Annotated in this window: 12 protein-coding genes; 2 read left to right on the top strand and 10 right to left on the bottom strand. The window is 68.0% G+C overall.

All coding sequences use genetic code 11. The features are described 5' to 3' along the window. Positions 1-32: 32 nt before the first annotated feature. The 4 genes from Hhyl6_RS00780 to Hhyl6_RS00795 are packed head-to-tail and all read right to left on the bottom strand — an operon-like array spanning position 33 to position 3,314. Entirely contained in the window at positions 33-926 is an 894-nt protein-coding gene (locus tag Hhyl6_RS00780) for a polysaccharide deacetylase family protein (RefSeq protein WP_483737313.1), read from the bottom strand. Beyond that, the gene (locus Hhyl6_RS00785) at positions 923-1,960 is read right to left on the bottom strand and encodes a DUF354 domain-containing protein (RefSeq protein WP_483737314.1); all 1,038 of its coding nucleotides are present in this window, start codon (positions 1,958-1,960) and stop codon (positions 923-925) included. The genes Hhyl6_RS00780 and Hhyl6_RS00785 overlap by 4 nt, the downstream gene beginning before the upstream one ends. Next, a complete protein-coding gene (locus tag Hhyl6_RS00790; RefSeq protein WP_483737315.1) occupies positions 1,957-2,736 on the bottom strand; it encodes a polysaccharide deacetylase family protein in 780 nt (259 codons plus the stop codon). Before Hhyl6_RS00790 ends, Hhyl6_RS00785 begins: the two co-directional genes overlap by 4 nt. Next, a complete protein-coding gene (locus tag Hhyl6_RS00795) occupies positions 2,733-3,314 on the bottom strand; it encodes an acyltransferase (RefSeq protein WP_483737316.1) in 582 nt (193 codons plus the stop codon). The genes Hhyl6_RS00790 and Hhyl6_RS00795 overlap by 4 nt, the downstream gene beginning before the upstream one ends. 232 nt (positions 3,315-3,546) lie before the next feature. On the opposite strand from Hhyl6_RS00795, the gene Hhyl6_RS00800 reads away from it, so the two are divergent. After that, positions 3,547-4,506, top strand: coding sequence for a polysaccharide deacetylase family protein (locus tag Hhyl6_RS00800; RefSeq protein WP_483737317.1), 960 nt, complete (start codon positions 3,547-3,549; stop codon positions 4,504-4,506). Positions 4,507-4,539: 33 nt separating this feature from the next. Here the strand turns inward: Hhyl6_RS00800 and aglF are convergent, their stop codons facing one another. The 4 genes from aglF to Hhyl6_RS00820 all read right to left on the bottom strand — a co-directional run bounded on the left by aglF (position 4,540) and on the right by Hhyl6_RS00820 (position 8,381). Beyond that, positions 4,540-5,325, bottom strand: coding sequence for a UTP--glucose-1-phosphate uridylyltransferase AglF (gene aglF / locus Hhyl6_RS00805; RefSeq protein ID WP_483737318.1), 786 nt, complete (start codon positions 5,323-5,325; stop codon positions 4,540-4,542). Between the two features lie 66 nt (positions 5,326-5,391). Continuing rightward, the gene (locus Hhyl6_RS00810) at positions 5,392-6,264 is read right to left on the bottom strand and encodes a beta-keto acid cleavage family enzyme (RefSeq protein ID WP_483737319.1); all 873 of its coding nucleotides are present in this window, start codon (positions 6,262-6,264) and stop codon (positions 5,392-5,394) included. A 75-nt stretch (positions 6,265-6,339) separates the two neighbouring features. After that, a complete protein-coding gene (locus Hhyl6_RS00815) occupies positions 6,340-6,540 on the bottom strand; it encodes a hypothetical protein (protein ID WP_483737320.1) in 201 nt (66 codons plus the stop codon). A gap of 2 nt (positions 6,541-6,542) precedes the next feature. Beyond that, positions 6,543-8,381, bottom strand: coding sequence for a right-handed parallel beta-helix repeat-containing protein (locus tag Hhyl6_RS00820; RefSeq protein ID WP_483737321.1), 1,839 nt, complete (start codon positions 8,379-8,381; stop codon positions 6,543-6,545). A 282-nt stretch (positions 8,382-8,663) separates the two neighbouring features. Here Hhyl6_RS00820 and Hhyl6_RS00825 point away from each other — a divergent pair, with 282 nt between their 5' ends. Continuing rightward, a complete protein-coding gene (locus Hhyl6_RS00825) occupies positions 8,664-10,274 on the top strand; it encodes an alkaline phosphatase family protein (protein ID WP_483737322.1) in 1,611 nt (536 codons plus the stop codon). On the opposite strand, the gene Hhyl6_RS00830 is transcribed toward Hhyl6_RS00825, so the two are convergent. Both Hhyl6_RS00830 and Hhyl6_RS00835 read right to left on the bottom strand, forming a co-directional pair. Next, positions 10,253-11,713 carry a hypothetical protein gene (locus Hhyl6_RS00830; RefSeq protein ID WP_483737323.1) on the bottom strand — a complete coding sequence of 487 codons (1,461 nt, stop codon included), beginning with the start codon at positions 11,711-11,713 and terminating at the stop codon, positions 10,253-10,255. The two genes, Hhyl6_RS00825 and Hhyl6_RS00830, sit on opposite strands and share 22 nt — an antisense overlap. A gap of 62 nt (positions 11,714-11,775) precedes the next feature. Then, positions 11,776-12,819 carry a glycosyltransferase family 2 protein gene (locus Hhyl6_RS00835; RefSeq protein ID WP_483739654.1) on the bottom strand — a complete coding sequence of 348 codons (1,044 nt, stop codon included), beginning with the start codon at positions 12,817-12,819 and terminating at the stop codon, positions 11,776-11,778. Positions 12,820-12,887: the final 68 nt, after the last annotated feature.

The raw sequence follows: 12,887 nt of genomic DNA on the forward strand, positions 1-12,887 counted from the left end.
CTCGGTCCCGAGTCACCTGTCGACGGTATTGGTTATCTGGTTCCTACGCGCTCCGCGTACAGGTCACCTGGTGGGCCGACCCACGCGCCCCTGTCGAGTGCGGCCGTGACTACCCGGCGGTAGAGTCTGCCGTACCCCGGGTGGTCGTGGCTGAAGTAGCGGGGGTGCCACAGCACCGTCATCACGGCGTCGTTCGCGTCTGCCTCGTCCAGCAGCGACTCGCAGGCGGCCCACGCCCGGTCGAACGAGTCGTTGGGGTCCGGTAGTGCGGCCTCCATCGCCGTCAGCGGGAACACGATGAACTCGTCGTCGAACGGCCGGAACGGGTGGTAGCCGTCGGTGAACCCGTACTCCGTGGGACTGCCAAGCGTGGTGTCGTACTTCAGGCCGATGGCGCGGTAGTGCTCCCACGTCTCCGGACGTTCGAGGCGGAGGTAGTGCTGTCGGCCGCCGACGACGGGTTCCCCGAGGACGGATTCGAGGTGGGCCTTCTCCGCGCGGAGGCGCTCGCGGTCGTCGACCGACTCGTAAGAGCCGTGGAGGCCCACTTCCCACCCGCCCGAACGGAGCGTTTCGAGGAGGTCACGGATGCGGTCGTCCTCGATGTCGTACCGGCCGGCGTACAGTTGCCACCCCTCCATCGTCAGCCACTCGCTGGGGGGACGGTCGGTGAACAGCGACTGCTCGTCGAGCACGTAGAACGCCGACCGGACCCCCTGTTCTCGCTCGAACGCCAGCAGGTCGTCGAACGTCCAGTAGGGCGTCCGACTCGGCGCGAGGTCGAGGAGGTGGCTCGGGTCTCGCCGGGTCAGCGCGTAGAACAGCGACTGGTAGGTCTTGAACGGCCGGTCGACGTCGTGGGTGAGACAGAGGGCGAACTCGTGACCCTCCGGGACCCACTCCGTCCGTTCGGCTGGCGTGTTCATCGGCCCGCGGCCAGCGCCTCCTCGACGACGACGTCGGTCACGTCGACCCGTTCGGCGAGCAGTCGCTCCCGCCGGTGGTCCCACTGGGCCGCCGACTCGGGGCTCTCGACGATGTCTCTCACCCGGTCTATCGCGGCCCACTCGTCCCGGACGTTGGCGATGAGGCCGCGCTCGTCCAGTTCGCGGAACATCGAGATGTCGTCGTCGCCGACGAAGGAGTTCGACCGGACGGCCGGCGTCCCCAGCAGACCCGCTTCGAGGGCCATCGTCTGGGACTCCCCGACGTAGGCGTCGGCGTAGTACAGCAGGTGGTGTATCGCCTCCGGCGGGATTGGGAGTCGGTACGTCTCGAACTCTGGCGGGAGTTCCGACTCGCTCGTGATGTACACGCGCCCGCGCTCGTCGAGGTACTCGACCAGCGCTTCCTTGGCCTCGCGGCTGAACCCGGACTGGCCCACGTCGTGGTGGGCGGCCCACGAGACGAACCGCAGGACGTAGTACGGTTCGTCCACGGTCACGTCGTGTTCTCTGAGCAGGGCCGGGTCCGGTTCGAAGCGGTCCGGGTGGAGGTACGCGAGTTCGTGGTAGCCGTCGTAGCGTCGGTGTTTCGGGCCGAGGTCCATCTCGAAGCAGGCGGGGGTGCAGATACGCGACGTGAACGGGACGGTGAACCGCCGCAGCGTCCGCGTCTCCACCTCGTCGTCGGTGAACGTCACGCTCGGGGTGCCGGTCAGACGGGCCGCCTGCGCCGCGACGGGGCTGAGGTGACTCACGACGACGTCCGAGTCGAACGAGCGGATGGCCCGGACGAGTTTGAGTTCCCGCAGGGCCCACTCGAGGAGGAGTCTCGGCGTCGAGTCGGCCTGCGTCGAGAGCACTTCGTAGTCGATGTCGTAGGCGTCCAACAGGTCCGTCGTCACCTCCTTCTCGCGTGCGGTGACGAACGTCTCGTGCCCCCGTCCCTGCAGGTCCCAGATGGCGTGCTTGAACAGGTGGACGTGGGCCGGGTGACCGACTTCGAAGTGGACGTTCATCGCAGCAGCGTCAGCCCCCGTTTGCCGACGTTCGTGATGGCGTCTTTCGCCGCCTCCGCGACCAGCTCCGGCGTCGAGTCGGCCCATCGGTTGGGGTGGGTCAGCAGGCACGCCCGGTCGACACGGTGATTCCGCAGGAGGGCCTGCAGGTCCGCCGTCGTGTCGGCGCTCACGCGCTTCTCGCCCTCGCCCATCGTGTGGTCCTTTATCTTGAGGGCGCCGTCGCGCCACGTCCGCCCGGTGTCCGAGAAGTACGTCACGTCCGCGAAGTCCATCGAGAGGTACGCCTCGCCCACGAGGTCGTAGGGTTCGAGGTCGGCGGGGTCGTCCCACATGTCCCGGTTGTCGTGGGGCGTCAGCGGGTTGCCGTGCATGCAGACGGTGTCGACGCTGACGTACTCGCGCAGGCGCGCCAGTTGCTCCGCGAAAGAGGATCTGGCCGCCGCCACGTCGCCGTCGGCCCGGTCCAAGTCCTCGTAGTGGTAGCCGACCTCGTGGCCGAGGGCGTCGAGCGTCCGGAGTATCTCCGGGTCGAACACCTTCTCGATGGTCCTGACGTAGTAGGTGCTCGGCACGTCCCGGTCGGCCTCGATGCGGGCGAAGCGGACGGAGTTCTCCGGCTTGCGGTCCACGTCGTGGCGGAGGACGAGGAACCGCTCCGGCAGGTCGCCGCCCTTCCGGCGGACGTACTCCCGGACGGTCAGGAAGTCGTACCCCGCATCGATAGCCGTGTCCAGCAAGTCGGCGTAGGTGTCGTCTGTGAAGTCCCGCGTCATCGGTAGGCGTTGGTCGCGTCCAGATGTTCAGGCAACGGCCGGTGTTTCGCCGGCGTACCGACCGCGAGTGTCCGGGGCGGGACGTCCTCCGTGACGACGGCCCCGGCCGCGACGAACGACCGTTCGCCGACGGTGACCCCCGGGAGGACCGTCGCGTTCGCCCCGACGGAGACGTCGTCTTCGAGCGTCGGGCCGACGAGGTCGACGCCCATCCGGAGCGGGTACGGGTCGTTCGTCAGCGTCGCTCGCGGCCCGAGGAACACCCGGTCCCCGATGGTCGTCTGCGGGGGGACGTACACGCCGGTCTGCATGCTCACCTCGTCGCCGACGTCGGTCTGACCGTCGATGACCGTCTGCGTCCCCACGACCACGTCGTGACCCACCGTCGTCTCCTCTCGGATGACGGCGTTGTGTCCCGTCTGCAGGCCGTCGCCGACGACCACGTCCGGGTATATCACCGACCCGGACCGGACGACGCCGTCGTCGCCGATACTGGCCGGCGTCTGGTCCCCCTCCGGCGGGAGAATCTGCGCCGACTCCGCGATTCGGCACCCGCTTCCCAACTGGCACTTACTCATCGCTCGGCCCCCGTTCGGACGGTCGATACGTCGCTCCTCCGTCGGTACGGTCGGTCCCGGTCATCTGGGCTCTGTCGGAGATTTCCGCCAGTTCCGGGCTTTGTTATGGGCGTCCTGTGTTTCGGCGGGTCCGCGCCGGCGGCGTCGACGCCCCCGTAACGTGTTACTACGACCGGCCGTCTCCGCCGTCAGCGTCGCATAACCAAGGTGGGTGGCCGCCAGTCGGGTACAAATGGGAACTGTGGTCATCTCCGTGGACGCCGAACTCGGCTGGGGGTTCCACGACTACCCGCCCGAAGAGCGGCCGACAGAGCGAATCGAACGGGCTCGCTGGGGGTGGGAACGCCTCCACGGCCTCTTCGAGGAGTTCCACGTCCCCGCGACGTGGGCCGTCGTCGGCCACCTGTTCGAGAGCGAGTGCAACGGCGCTCACGTCGGGCACCCCTCGCCGCCCGGGTGGTTCGCCCACGAGCGAGACCCGGACCCGATGCCGGAGGAGTTCCGCTTCGCGCCCGACCTGATACGACCGCTCCTCGACGGCCCCGTCGCCCACGACGTGGGCTGTCACACCTACTCCCACGTCCTCTTCGGCGCGGAGTACGCGACGCCCGAACTCGCCGAGGCCGAGTGCCGGCGGTCCGTCGAGGCCGCCGAGGCGGCGGGCGTCTCGATGGAGTCGTTCGTCTTCCCGCGCAACCGCGTCGGTCACCGGGAGGCGCTCGCCAACGCCGGGTTCACGTGTTACCGCGGCCACGCACCGACGCCGGCCGTCGACGGACCCCTCGTCGGCGCGGCGCGGAAGCTCGCGCGTGCGACAGTGGTGGAACAGGCCCCGCCGCTGGTCACGCCCACCGTCGACGAGTATGGCCTCGTCAACGTTCCTGCGTCGATGTACCTGTTCGAGTTCGAGGGGGTCGCCCGCCGAGCGCTCTCCGCGACCCTCGGGGACCCCGTCGTCAAACAGGCCCGCCTCGGCGTGGACGCGGCCGCCGCTCGCGACGGCGTCTGTCACCTCTGGCTCCACCCCAACAACGTCACCGACGCGAGCGACGTGGCTCGTCTCCGTGCGATACTGGAGTACGTCGACCGCACGCGCGAGCGGACCGACCTGACCGTCGAGACGATGCGGGACGTCGCACGGCGAACGTTGCAGGCCGAGTCGGTGCCGACCGCCGGTCGGAACACGTCGTGACGGTACGAACGTAGCCGTCTCGTTCGCGCCCGCTCACTCGCTCCCGGAGGAGACGGCCCCCGCGGCGTCGTCCGACGCGCTCTCCGCGTCCCCCTCGACGCTGACCGAGTCGCCCTGCAATCGCTCCTCGGCGGCCTCACGGTCATCGGGATAGCCGACGTCGACGCGCCACCCGTCCATGCGGATGGCGTCGATGGTCCGGCCCGAGTACAGGAGGAGGTCGATGGCGTCGCTAATCTCGTACTCGCCTCGGTCCGATGGCTGGACGAGGCGACAGGCGTCGAAGATGGCCGGCGTGAACGTGTAGAACCCAGTCATCACGAGGTTCGACGGGGGGTCCGCTGGTTTCTCCACGACTTCGGTAATCTCGCCGTACTTGTTGGTGTCACAGACGCCGTATCGGCTAGCCTCCTCCCACGGCACCTCCTCGACGAGGAAAGCGGCGTCGGCGCGCTCTTCCTGCTGGCGGTTGACGACGTCGCTGAGGTTCGCCTCGAAGATGTTGTCCCCCAGCATCAACATGAAGTCGTCGTCGACGTGTTCTTCGACGGTGAGGAGGGCGTGAGCGAGTCCGTTCTGCTCGCGCTGGTGAGTATAGGTGATGGGGACGCCCTCGAACTCGTCTTCGTAGTGGTCGATGATGACCTGCTTCTTGTAGCCGACGACCACGTGCAGTTCCTCGGCCCCCAACTCGATGAGTCGCTCGAAGCAGTGTGCGAGGATGGGCTTGCCGGCCACCTCGACCATCCCCTTCGGCTTGTCGTCCGTGAGCGGGCGGAGGCGCGTGCCCCGACCCGCCGCCAGTATCACAGCGTCCATCGTACCCGTCACGCGGACGTGCCGGCGCAAAGGTATGGCCCGCCTTCGGACGGTAGGCGGCGGTTTTCAGGTCTGGATGTCGTTGCCCTCGGTGGGGAGGGCCGGCAGCCCGAGGAGGTCCCGGGTCTCCTCCGGTGTGGCGAGGTCACGGAGCGAGTACCGCGCTCGCTCCGCCGCCTGTCTGACGAGTTGGGCGTTTCGCTCGACCGGTTGCTCCGGAGCGACGAAGAGGTTGTCCTCCATGCCGACCACGGGGTGGGCACCGAGGAAGAAGGCCACAGCGGTCAGCGGGTACTGATTGGGTCCCGTCGCCCGGGCGAAACAGACCGCCCGGTCCGGGACGGAATCGAGCAGGGAGAGGACGTTCAGCGGGGTGGCCACCGTCCCGTCCGCGGCACCGAACAGGAGCGTCAGGACCGGCGGGTCCGAGAGGACCGACTGCCTCTGGAGGCGGTGGACTTCGTGTAGGTCCCGACCGTTGGTCACCAACAGGTTGGGCCGTATCGAACGGTCGACCAGTTGTTCGACCAGTCTGTCCACGTCCCGTCGGCTAGTCCCGGTGGCGTCACGATACCCGTACTGTGCGGGCCCGACTCGGACCGACGCGAGGTCGGGGGCGGGACCTTCGTCGAGGATGGCGAGGAAGTCGCCGGGCGGACAGTCCGGTCCGACGGCGTACTCGAGGAGGACCTCGTCGTCACAGAGGTCCCGAACCGCCGACCCGAACGACGAGAGCCGAGACGGCGACGGGTCCCCGTCGGGGCCGCGGCCGTGGAGGTGGGCCAGCGTCGCTCCGAACGACGCCGACTCGTACACCTGCTCTGCGACCTCTTCTGGGGTCACTGGAAGCGATTCGTTCACGTCGGTCGAGTACCGGTAGCCGGTCGGTGCGACGCCGAGTATCGCCTCGTCGCCGCGAATGTAGTCGTCGTACGTCATCGTCACCCACACCGTAGTCGTGGTGTGAGTGAGGACACCACGAGACGTCGAATAGTTATGCCCTGCCTTAGGCCGTCACTCGCGCAACTCGACGAGAGCGTCGGCACCGGCGACGATGAACGCGTCCTCCAGCAGGTGAGACTCCTCAGCCGGGAGGAACACGTACTTGTCGTCGGTCTCGGACTGGATGACGGTGAGGTCCTCCAGTTCGTAGTTCAGGTTCTCGTGCGGGTCCGGGTCGTCGGGAACGTCGTCCCAGTCGTCGTTCGACAGCATTCTCAGCCACGGTAGACGTTGAGGTCTGCTTCGCCGTCGATGTCGACGTCGCGGAGACGGCCGCTGTAGTAGAACGCGTCGACGCCGTTGCCGACCTCCCCTCTGACGAACCGGCACCCGATGCGGTCCGCCTCGACCTCGGGGGAAACCTCGCTGGTGACGGTCTTCGTCCGCTTCTCGTCGACCACGACGTCGCCGGTGACGGAGAAGACGTAGGTCGACGTCTCCTCGGCGTCCCCGGTCCCGTCGAACTCGATGCGGTTGGGGAGCGGCTGTTTCCGGCGGTTCGACTTCGACACGGAGTCGGTGGCGGACACGTTGACCTCGTCGCTCGGCCCCTCGCTGTTCTCGTCGGCCGGTTCCGGACTCTCGGGGGTGGCCGTCGCCGTGCTCTCCTGGGTCGCGTTCCCGGAGGACGTCGTGGAGTTCTCCGGCGTGGCCGTCTCGGTGGCCGTGGCGGTTTCAGTTTCGGTGGCGGTCGCGGTCTCGGTGGCCGTGGCGGTTTCCGTTTCAGTTGCGGTCTCCGTCTCCGTCTCCGTCGCTGTCGCAGTTTCCGTCTCTGTTTCGGTGGCGGTCTCCGTCTCCGTCTCCGTCTCCGTCGCTGTCGCAGTTTCCGTCTCTGTTTCGGTGGCGGTCTCCGTCTCCGTCTCCGTCTCCGTCTCCGTCGCTGTCGCAGTTTCCGTCTCTGTCTCGGTGGCGGTCTGGGTCTCCGTGGACCCACCGTCGCTGGTACTGCTGGACTCGCCGCCGACGGGCGTCCAGATGGCGTACTCGGTGTTCGCGCTCGTCGCTTCGCTACCGGTGACGGCCTCGAACCCGCTGGGGAGTTCCTTGTTGCCGCTCCCGGTGAGGTTGATGTTGTCGCCGCTCCAGTTCCCGGAGACGTCCCACTCGGTGTCTATCGGCGCGCTGTCGCCGTCGTTCGTGATGCGGCAGTTCTGGACGACGCCGGACCCGCCCTCGCCGCGTTCGTGGAAGTCGATGCAGGCGCTTCCGAGGTCGGTCCAGTTGAAGTCACAGTCTTCGATGCTGACGCCCTCACCGGCGTCGTCGACCTTGATACCCCGCTGTGAGAGTCCGCCACCCGTCTCCGTGGGGGCTTCCTCGGTCGCCTCGAAGTAACAGCCACGGACGACGCTGTCGCCGGGCGCGAAGCGAACGCCCGCCGAGTTCGTGTTCCGGAACACGCAGTCCTCGACGACGACCTTCCCGTTGCCGCCCGTGTAGGGGTCGGAGACGTACAGTGCGACGTTGCCCAGTCCCTCGAAGTAACACGCCTTGACCCGAAGGGTGCCGGCGTGGTCGGACCCGGCGTAGATGCCAGTCGAATCGGAGTTCTCGACGGTGCCGTCGGGGACGTTGACGTTGACTACCTCCATCGTCGCGCCCTCCGCCGCGCCGACGCGCCAGCGAGACTGCTCCTCGCCGCGCTTGCCGCGGATGGTGATGTTCTCGACCCGGACCGTTCCGCTCGTCGCCCGGATGGTCGGGCGAACGGTCGTCTCCGGGTCCGGTCGGTTGAAGACGACGCCCTCCGCAGACCCGACGAGGGCGGCGTCGGAGAGGTCGCCGCCGAGACCCTCGCCGGTGTATTCGTACTCGCCAGCGGGAATCAGCACTTCGTTCCCGTCGACGAAGTACTCGTCCAGATACGGGTCGATAAGGTCCCCATTCTGGAGGCCCTGTGCGCCGAGGTCGACGGTGGTTTCGGCCGCGAGCGTGCTTCCGACGGCCGTGCTCCCGACTGCGGCCGTCGCGGCGACGCCGACCGTCTTCATGAACGTCCGGCGGTTGGTACGATGTCCTTTCTCCGCGGAGTCGTCGTCATGGCTTCCTGCCATATCTCGGCAGGCAAGACCTACCTGAAAAGGCGTTCTGACCACCTACTGCGTAAGGTACTCCTACTTGGACGCAGATACCCACCAACTACGTACGGAGTGCTTACCACCGGCGGTTGGTTTCCGGTATCCACATCTTAATTCAGTTCATCGAGACGCACGCGAAGGAAAGGTTCGATAATCTGAATCTACCGTTCGGTAAGATATGTCTAGGAATACCATACCACGGTCGTACTGGCGGTAAGACTCAGATAACAAAGCCCGCCGCGGCGGGAGTCGCGGACGATGCGGACACTCCTGTTGGGGCTGGATGGGACCTGTCGGTCCGTACTCGACCCGCTGTTCGAGGCGGGCGTCGCGCCGACGCTCGCGTCGCTGTTCGACCGAAGCGTCACCGGGCCGCTGACGTCGCAACTCCCCCCGTGGACGCCCAGCGCGTGGCCGTCGCTGTACACCGGTGTCAACCCCGGCAAGCACGGGGTCTACGGTTTCCTGCGGTTCGACGGGTACGACTACGACGTGGTCGACGCCACCGACGTTCGCGCACACGCGCTCTGGGAACTGCTCGACCACCACGGCTACAGCAGCGTCGTCGTGAACGTTCCGGTGACCGCCCCGGCCAGCGCCATCGACGGCGCAGTCGTCCCGGGCTACGTCTCGCCGGAGGACCCACCGGGGCACCCCGAAGGTGTCCTCGACGACGTGCGCGAGGCCATCGGCCACTACACCGTCTACGGGCCGATGGACACCCCGGGCGAGGCCGAACTGGCCGACGTCGCCGCCCACGCGAAGAGCAGAGGCGACGCGTTCGCGTACCTCGTCGACCGCTTCGACCCCGACTTCGGCTTTCTGGAGTTCCAGCAGACCGACACCGTGTTCCACCGCCGACCGGAGGACAGAGAGGCCGTCGAGTGCGTGTTCGGGGCCGTCGACGACGCCGTGACGACGGCCCTCGACGCGGCGGACCCGGACAACGTCGTGGTGGTCAGCGACCACGGCATCGGTCCGTACGCTGGGCGCGAAATCCGCGTTAACGAGTGCTTACGCGACTGGGGACTGCTGGAAACGACCGCCGGTGGCGAGGGGATGCCGTCGTGGGACGCCATCGCCCGGCGACGGCTACAACGGGGCGAGTCGGGCGGGACGCCGGACCCCGGTCTGCTCGAACGCGGGGTGGCCCTCCTCGCTCGCGCGGGCGTGACGAGTCAGCGCGTTGAGGCCGTCCTCGAACCGCTCGGACTGGCCGACGTCGTCGCCCGCGTCGTCCCGACGGACGCCGTCCGGGCCGGCACGGAGCAGGTCGACTTCCCGAACTCCGTGGCGTACATGCGCGACCGAATCGAACTGGGCGTCAGGCTGAACCTCGCCGGGCGCGAACCGGACGGCGTGGTCGCGCCCGAGGCGTACGAGCGGACGCGAGACGAGGTAATGGACCGCCTCACGGACCTCGACGACCCCGACGGGAACCCCGTCTTCGAGCGCGTCGAACCGAGAGAGCGCGTCTTCGAGGGGCCCTACGTGGAGGACGCCCCGGACGTGATGGTCGTCCCCCGCGAGTTCGAGCACTTCCTCAACGGGTCGTTACTGGGCGAGTGGTTCGGGACGCCTCGGGAACCGTGGAACCACAAGCGGGACGGGGTTATCGCCGCCGTCGGCCCGGACGTCGACCCGACCGAACCGCTCGACGACGCACACCTGTTCGACGTGGCACCGACCGTCCTGAGTACGCTCGGAGTCCCTCTGTCCGACTCGATGGACGGCACACCCCTGTCCATCGTAGAGCCGGCACCCGTCGAGTCGTATCCGAACTACGAGGCGACGGAGCGACGGGTCCGGCAGGACCACGACGTCGCCGAACGACTCGCGCAACTCGGTTACCTCACCGACGAGGAGTGACCGGCGGCGGAACACCCGCACGTCGAGTCGTCCACGCGACCCGACCGGTCGACGGACTGGAGACGGACCTCCGAGCGGTCCAGCGGCGACCCGCGCGTCACCAGCGGCGTGCCCGTCACGGTGATGTTCGCGCGACGGAGCGCACATCCGATCGAGTCGACGACGTGGAGACCGTCCCTGTCGCGTCCGGGCTGGCAGATACAGAGGCCGTCGACGAGCGTTCCGTCGCGGTTGCTTATCTTGACGGCGGTGCCACGGGCCGCCGACCCGTCGACCGTCAGGTTCTGAACCTGGAGCGGGAACTCTCTGTCCGCGGCCACGCCGTTCTGGGGTGACTTCGCCCACAGGGCCCGGACGCCGTCGGCACGGACGGTGACGTGCGTGTTCCGAATCGTGGCCGATTCCAGCCAGTTCGCGCACGTGATGGCCCCGTCGCTCGCCGTCACGCGGTCCACGACGACGCGAGAGTCCTCCACGAGGACGCCCCGGCCCTCCCGGAGTCGGATGCCTCGCATGTTCGGGACGCCGGGTCGGGCCTCGGCGAGGCGGACGGTCACGCCGCGCACCGTCGCGGGGCCGCTCACCCTGACGTTCGAGATGCCGCTGTTCTGGTAGCGGCCGCCGACGACGTCCACCCGGCCGACGGCGGGCGAGGCGTACAGTCCGTTGTCCGGGAACCCGTCGATGAAACAGTCTTCGAAGCGGATGTGTCCGCGGTGGTCCTCGCCGACGTAACACCCCGTGTTCCGGTACTGCGGGGCACCGCCGTCGGGCATCCTGAGGCCGCGCACCACTCCAGTTCCCTCGGGGTCGGTCACGCCGAACCGCATCCCGTCCTGATTCGCGTCGAACTCGCCGCGGACCGTCACGTCGGCGACGTGGAGTCTGTCTGTGGCGACTACGTGGAGCGGGCGTGGCCCCGTGTTTGGCTGGCGGAAGTCGAAGGTCAACCCCTCGACGGCGACGTCGCTCGCGTCCGCAGTCCCCCCCAACCCGAACAGCGGTCCGGCGAACCGCGGGACGGTCGTGATAGTGGCCTCCGGACCGCGAATCCCGAGGCGGTCGAACTCGCGGACGTACCAGTGCTCGTCCATCAGGTACCGGCCGGGGGGGAACACGACCAACGTGTGGTCCGTCTCGATAGACTGGAGCGTGGGGAGGATGGAGGACGACCCCGTGGGGTCCGCACCGGCCTCTACGACGTCGACGACACGGTCGTACGACTCGGGGGCCGCGGTCGGCGTCTCCGTTCGCGCCTCGGTCGGCGTCGGCGTCCGCCTGTCGACGGCGGTGTCGCTGACGGGCGTGGACGGCGTCGCCGCTGTCGGGGTCTGTGTACCGGGGTCACCGTCTTCGCGGGGACACCCGGCGAGTGCGCCGAGCAGACCGGCACCTCCCAAGCGTGTCAGGAGGCGACGGCGGGACCAATCGCTGGACATACCGACTCTGGTGGAGGACGGGGAATTGTTATAGTGGTCGTATCGGTGTAAACTGTCCTCTGTCAGTCCTGGCCGACGGCGGGGGGGACCGTCGAGTCGGACGCCTCGGATTCGGCGGCCCGGTCGCCCTCGGCCGACGGGTCGATACGGTCGTCGAGATACGCCTCGTGCGACCGGTCGAGGGCGAACGCGCCCGCGAGGAAGACGCCGCTCAGGACGAGCGAGACGACGAGCCGGAGAGCAGTCCCTGCGGGGCCCTCGTCGCGAGTGACCGCGTCGGCCGCGCCGAGGAGGGCGGTCACCGCCGCCGCGGCGAACAGGGCGAGCATCGTGAACGGGCCCTCGCGGAGGTGTTTGCGCCGGAGACGCCAGAGGAAGTCGCGGAGCAACATCCCCGACACCTTCGGGATGTACGACCGGTAGTCGATGTGGCTCTCCTCGTCCCCGTAGTTGGCGGGGCGCGGAACGTCCACGACGCGGAGGCCGGCCACGTTCAGCCTGACGAGGATGTCGTTGCAGTAGCCGTAGTACTCGTACATGTCCTCGATACCGGCCGTCTTCAGCGCGTGCAGGGAGATGGCCGTGTAGCCGTTCTGGGGGTCGCCGATGGTCCAGTAGCCGCTGGCGATGCGGGTCAGCCACGTCAGGATGCGGTTCCCGACGTAGCGGAACGTCGGCATCCCGCGCCTGTGGGCATCGCTCATGAGGCGGTTCCCCTTCACGTAGTCGGCCTCCCCGTCGACGACGGGCCGGACGACGCCTTCGAGCAGTTCCGGTTGCATCTGCGCGTCACCGCCCATGACGGCGGTGACGTCGATGTCGTCGTCCCGAGCGGCGAGATAGCCGGTCTTTATCGCCCCGCCGACGCCCCGGTTCTCCTCGTGTCGAATCGGGACGACCCGACGGCAGAACCCGTTAGTAGCGCTCGTCTCGGCGTTGACGCGCCGTGCGGTCCGCTGTATCTCCTCCCACGTGCCGTCGGTGGACCCGTCCTCGACGGCGTAGATGCGGTCGACGTAGGCGGGAATGGTCTCTATCGTCTCGCCGACCAGTCCTTCCTCGTTGTACGCCGGGACGACGACGGCGACGGTTGCATCGCGGTACATCGTCACCACGCCCGGCCGCGGGATGCTCGTTCTGAGGCCATTCTCGCCGGAAACTGCTCCGCTGTATC

This window comes from Haloarcula sp. H-hyl6 (assembly GCF_056934455.1).

Bases quoted from the DNA above. Each gene is read 5' to 3' on its own strand.
- Hhyl6_RS00830 (WP_483737323.1), bottom strand. From the start codon at position 11,713: ATGTCCAGCGATTGGTCCCGCCGTCGCCTCCTGACACGCTTGGGAGGT.
- Hhyl6_RS00815 (WP_483737320.1), bottom strand. From the start codon at position 6,540: ATGCTGTCGAACGACGACTGGGACGACGTTCCCGACGACCCGGACCCG.
- Hhyl6_RS00810 (WP_483737319.1), bottom strand. From the start codon at position 6,264: ATGACGTACGACGACTACATTCGCGGCGACGAGGCGATACTCGGCGTC.
- Hhyl6_RS00780 (WP_483737313.1), bottom strand. From the start codon at position 926: ATGAACACGCCAGCCGAACGGACGGAGTGGGTCCCGGAGGGTCACGAG.
- Hhyl6_RS00825 (WP_483737322.1), top strand. From the start codon at position 8,664: ATGCGGACACTCCTGTTGGGGCTGGATGGGACCTGTCGGTCCGTACTC.
- Hhyl6_RS00795 (WP_483737316.1), bottom strand. From the start codon at position 3,314: ATGAGTAAGTGCCAGTTGGGAAGCGGGTGCCGAATCGCGGAGTCGGCG.
- Hhyl6_RS00835 (WP_483739654.1), bottom strand. From the start codon at position 12,819: ATGTACCGCGATGCAACCGTCGCCGTCGTCGTCCCGGCGTACAACGAG.
- aglF (WP_483737318.1), bottom strand. From the start codon at position 5,325: ATGGACGCTGTGATACTGGCGGCGGGTCGGGGCACGCGCCTCCGCCCG.
- Hhyl6_RS00800 (WP_483737317.1), top strand. From the start codon at position 3,547: ATGGGAACTGTGGTCATCTCCGTGGACGCCGAACTCGGCTGGGGGTTC.
- Hhyl6_RS00820 (WP_483737321.1), bottom strand. From the start codon at position 8,381: ATGGCAGGAAGCCATGACGACGACTCCGCGGAGAAAGGACATCGTACC.
- Hhyl6_RS00785 (WP_483737314.1), bottom strand. From the start codon at position 1,960: ATGAACGTCCACTTCGAAGTCGGTCACCCGGCCCACGTCCACCTGTTC.
- Hhyl6_RS00790 (WP_483737315.1), bottom strand. From the start codon at position 2,736: ATGACGCGGGACTTCACAGACGACACCTACGCCGACTTGCTGGACACG.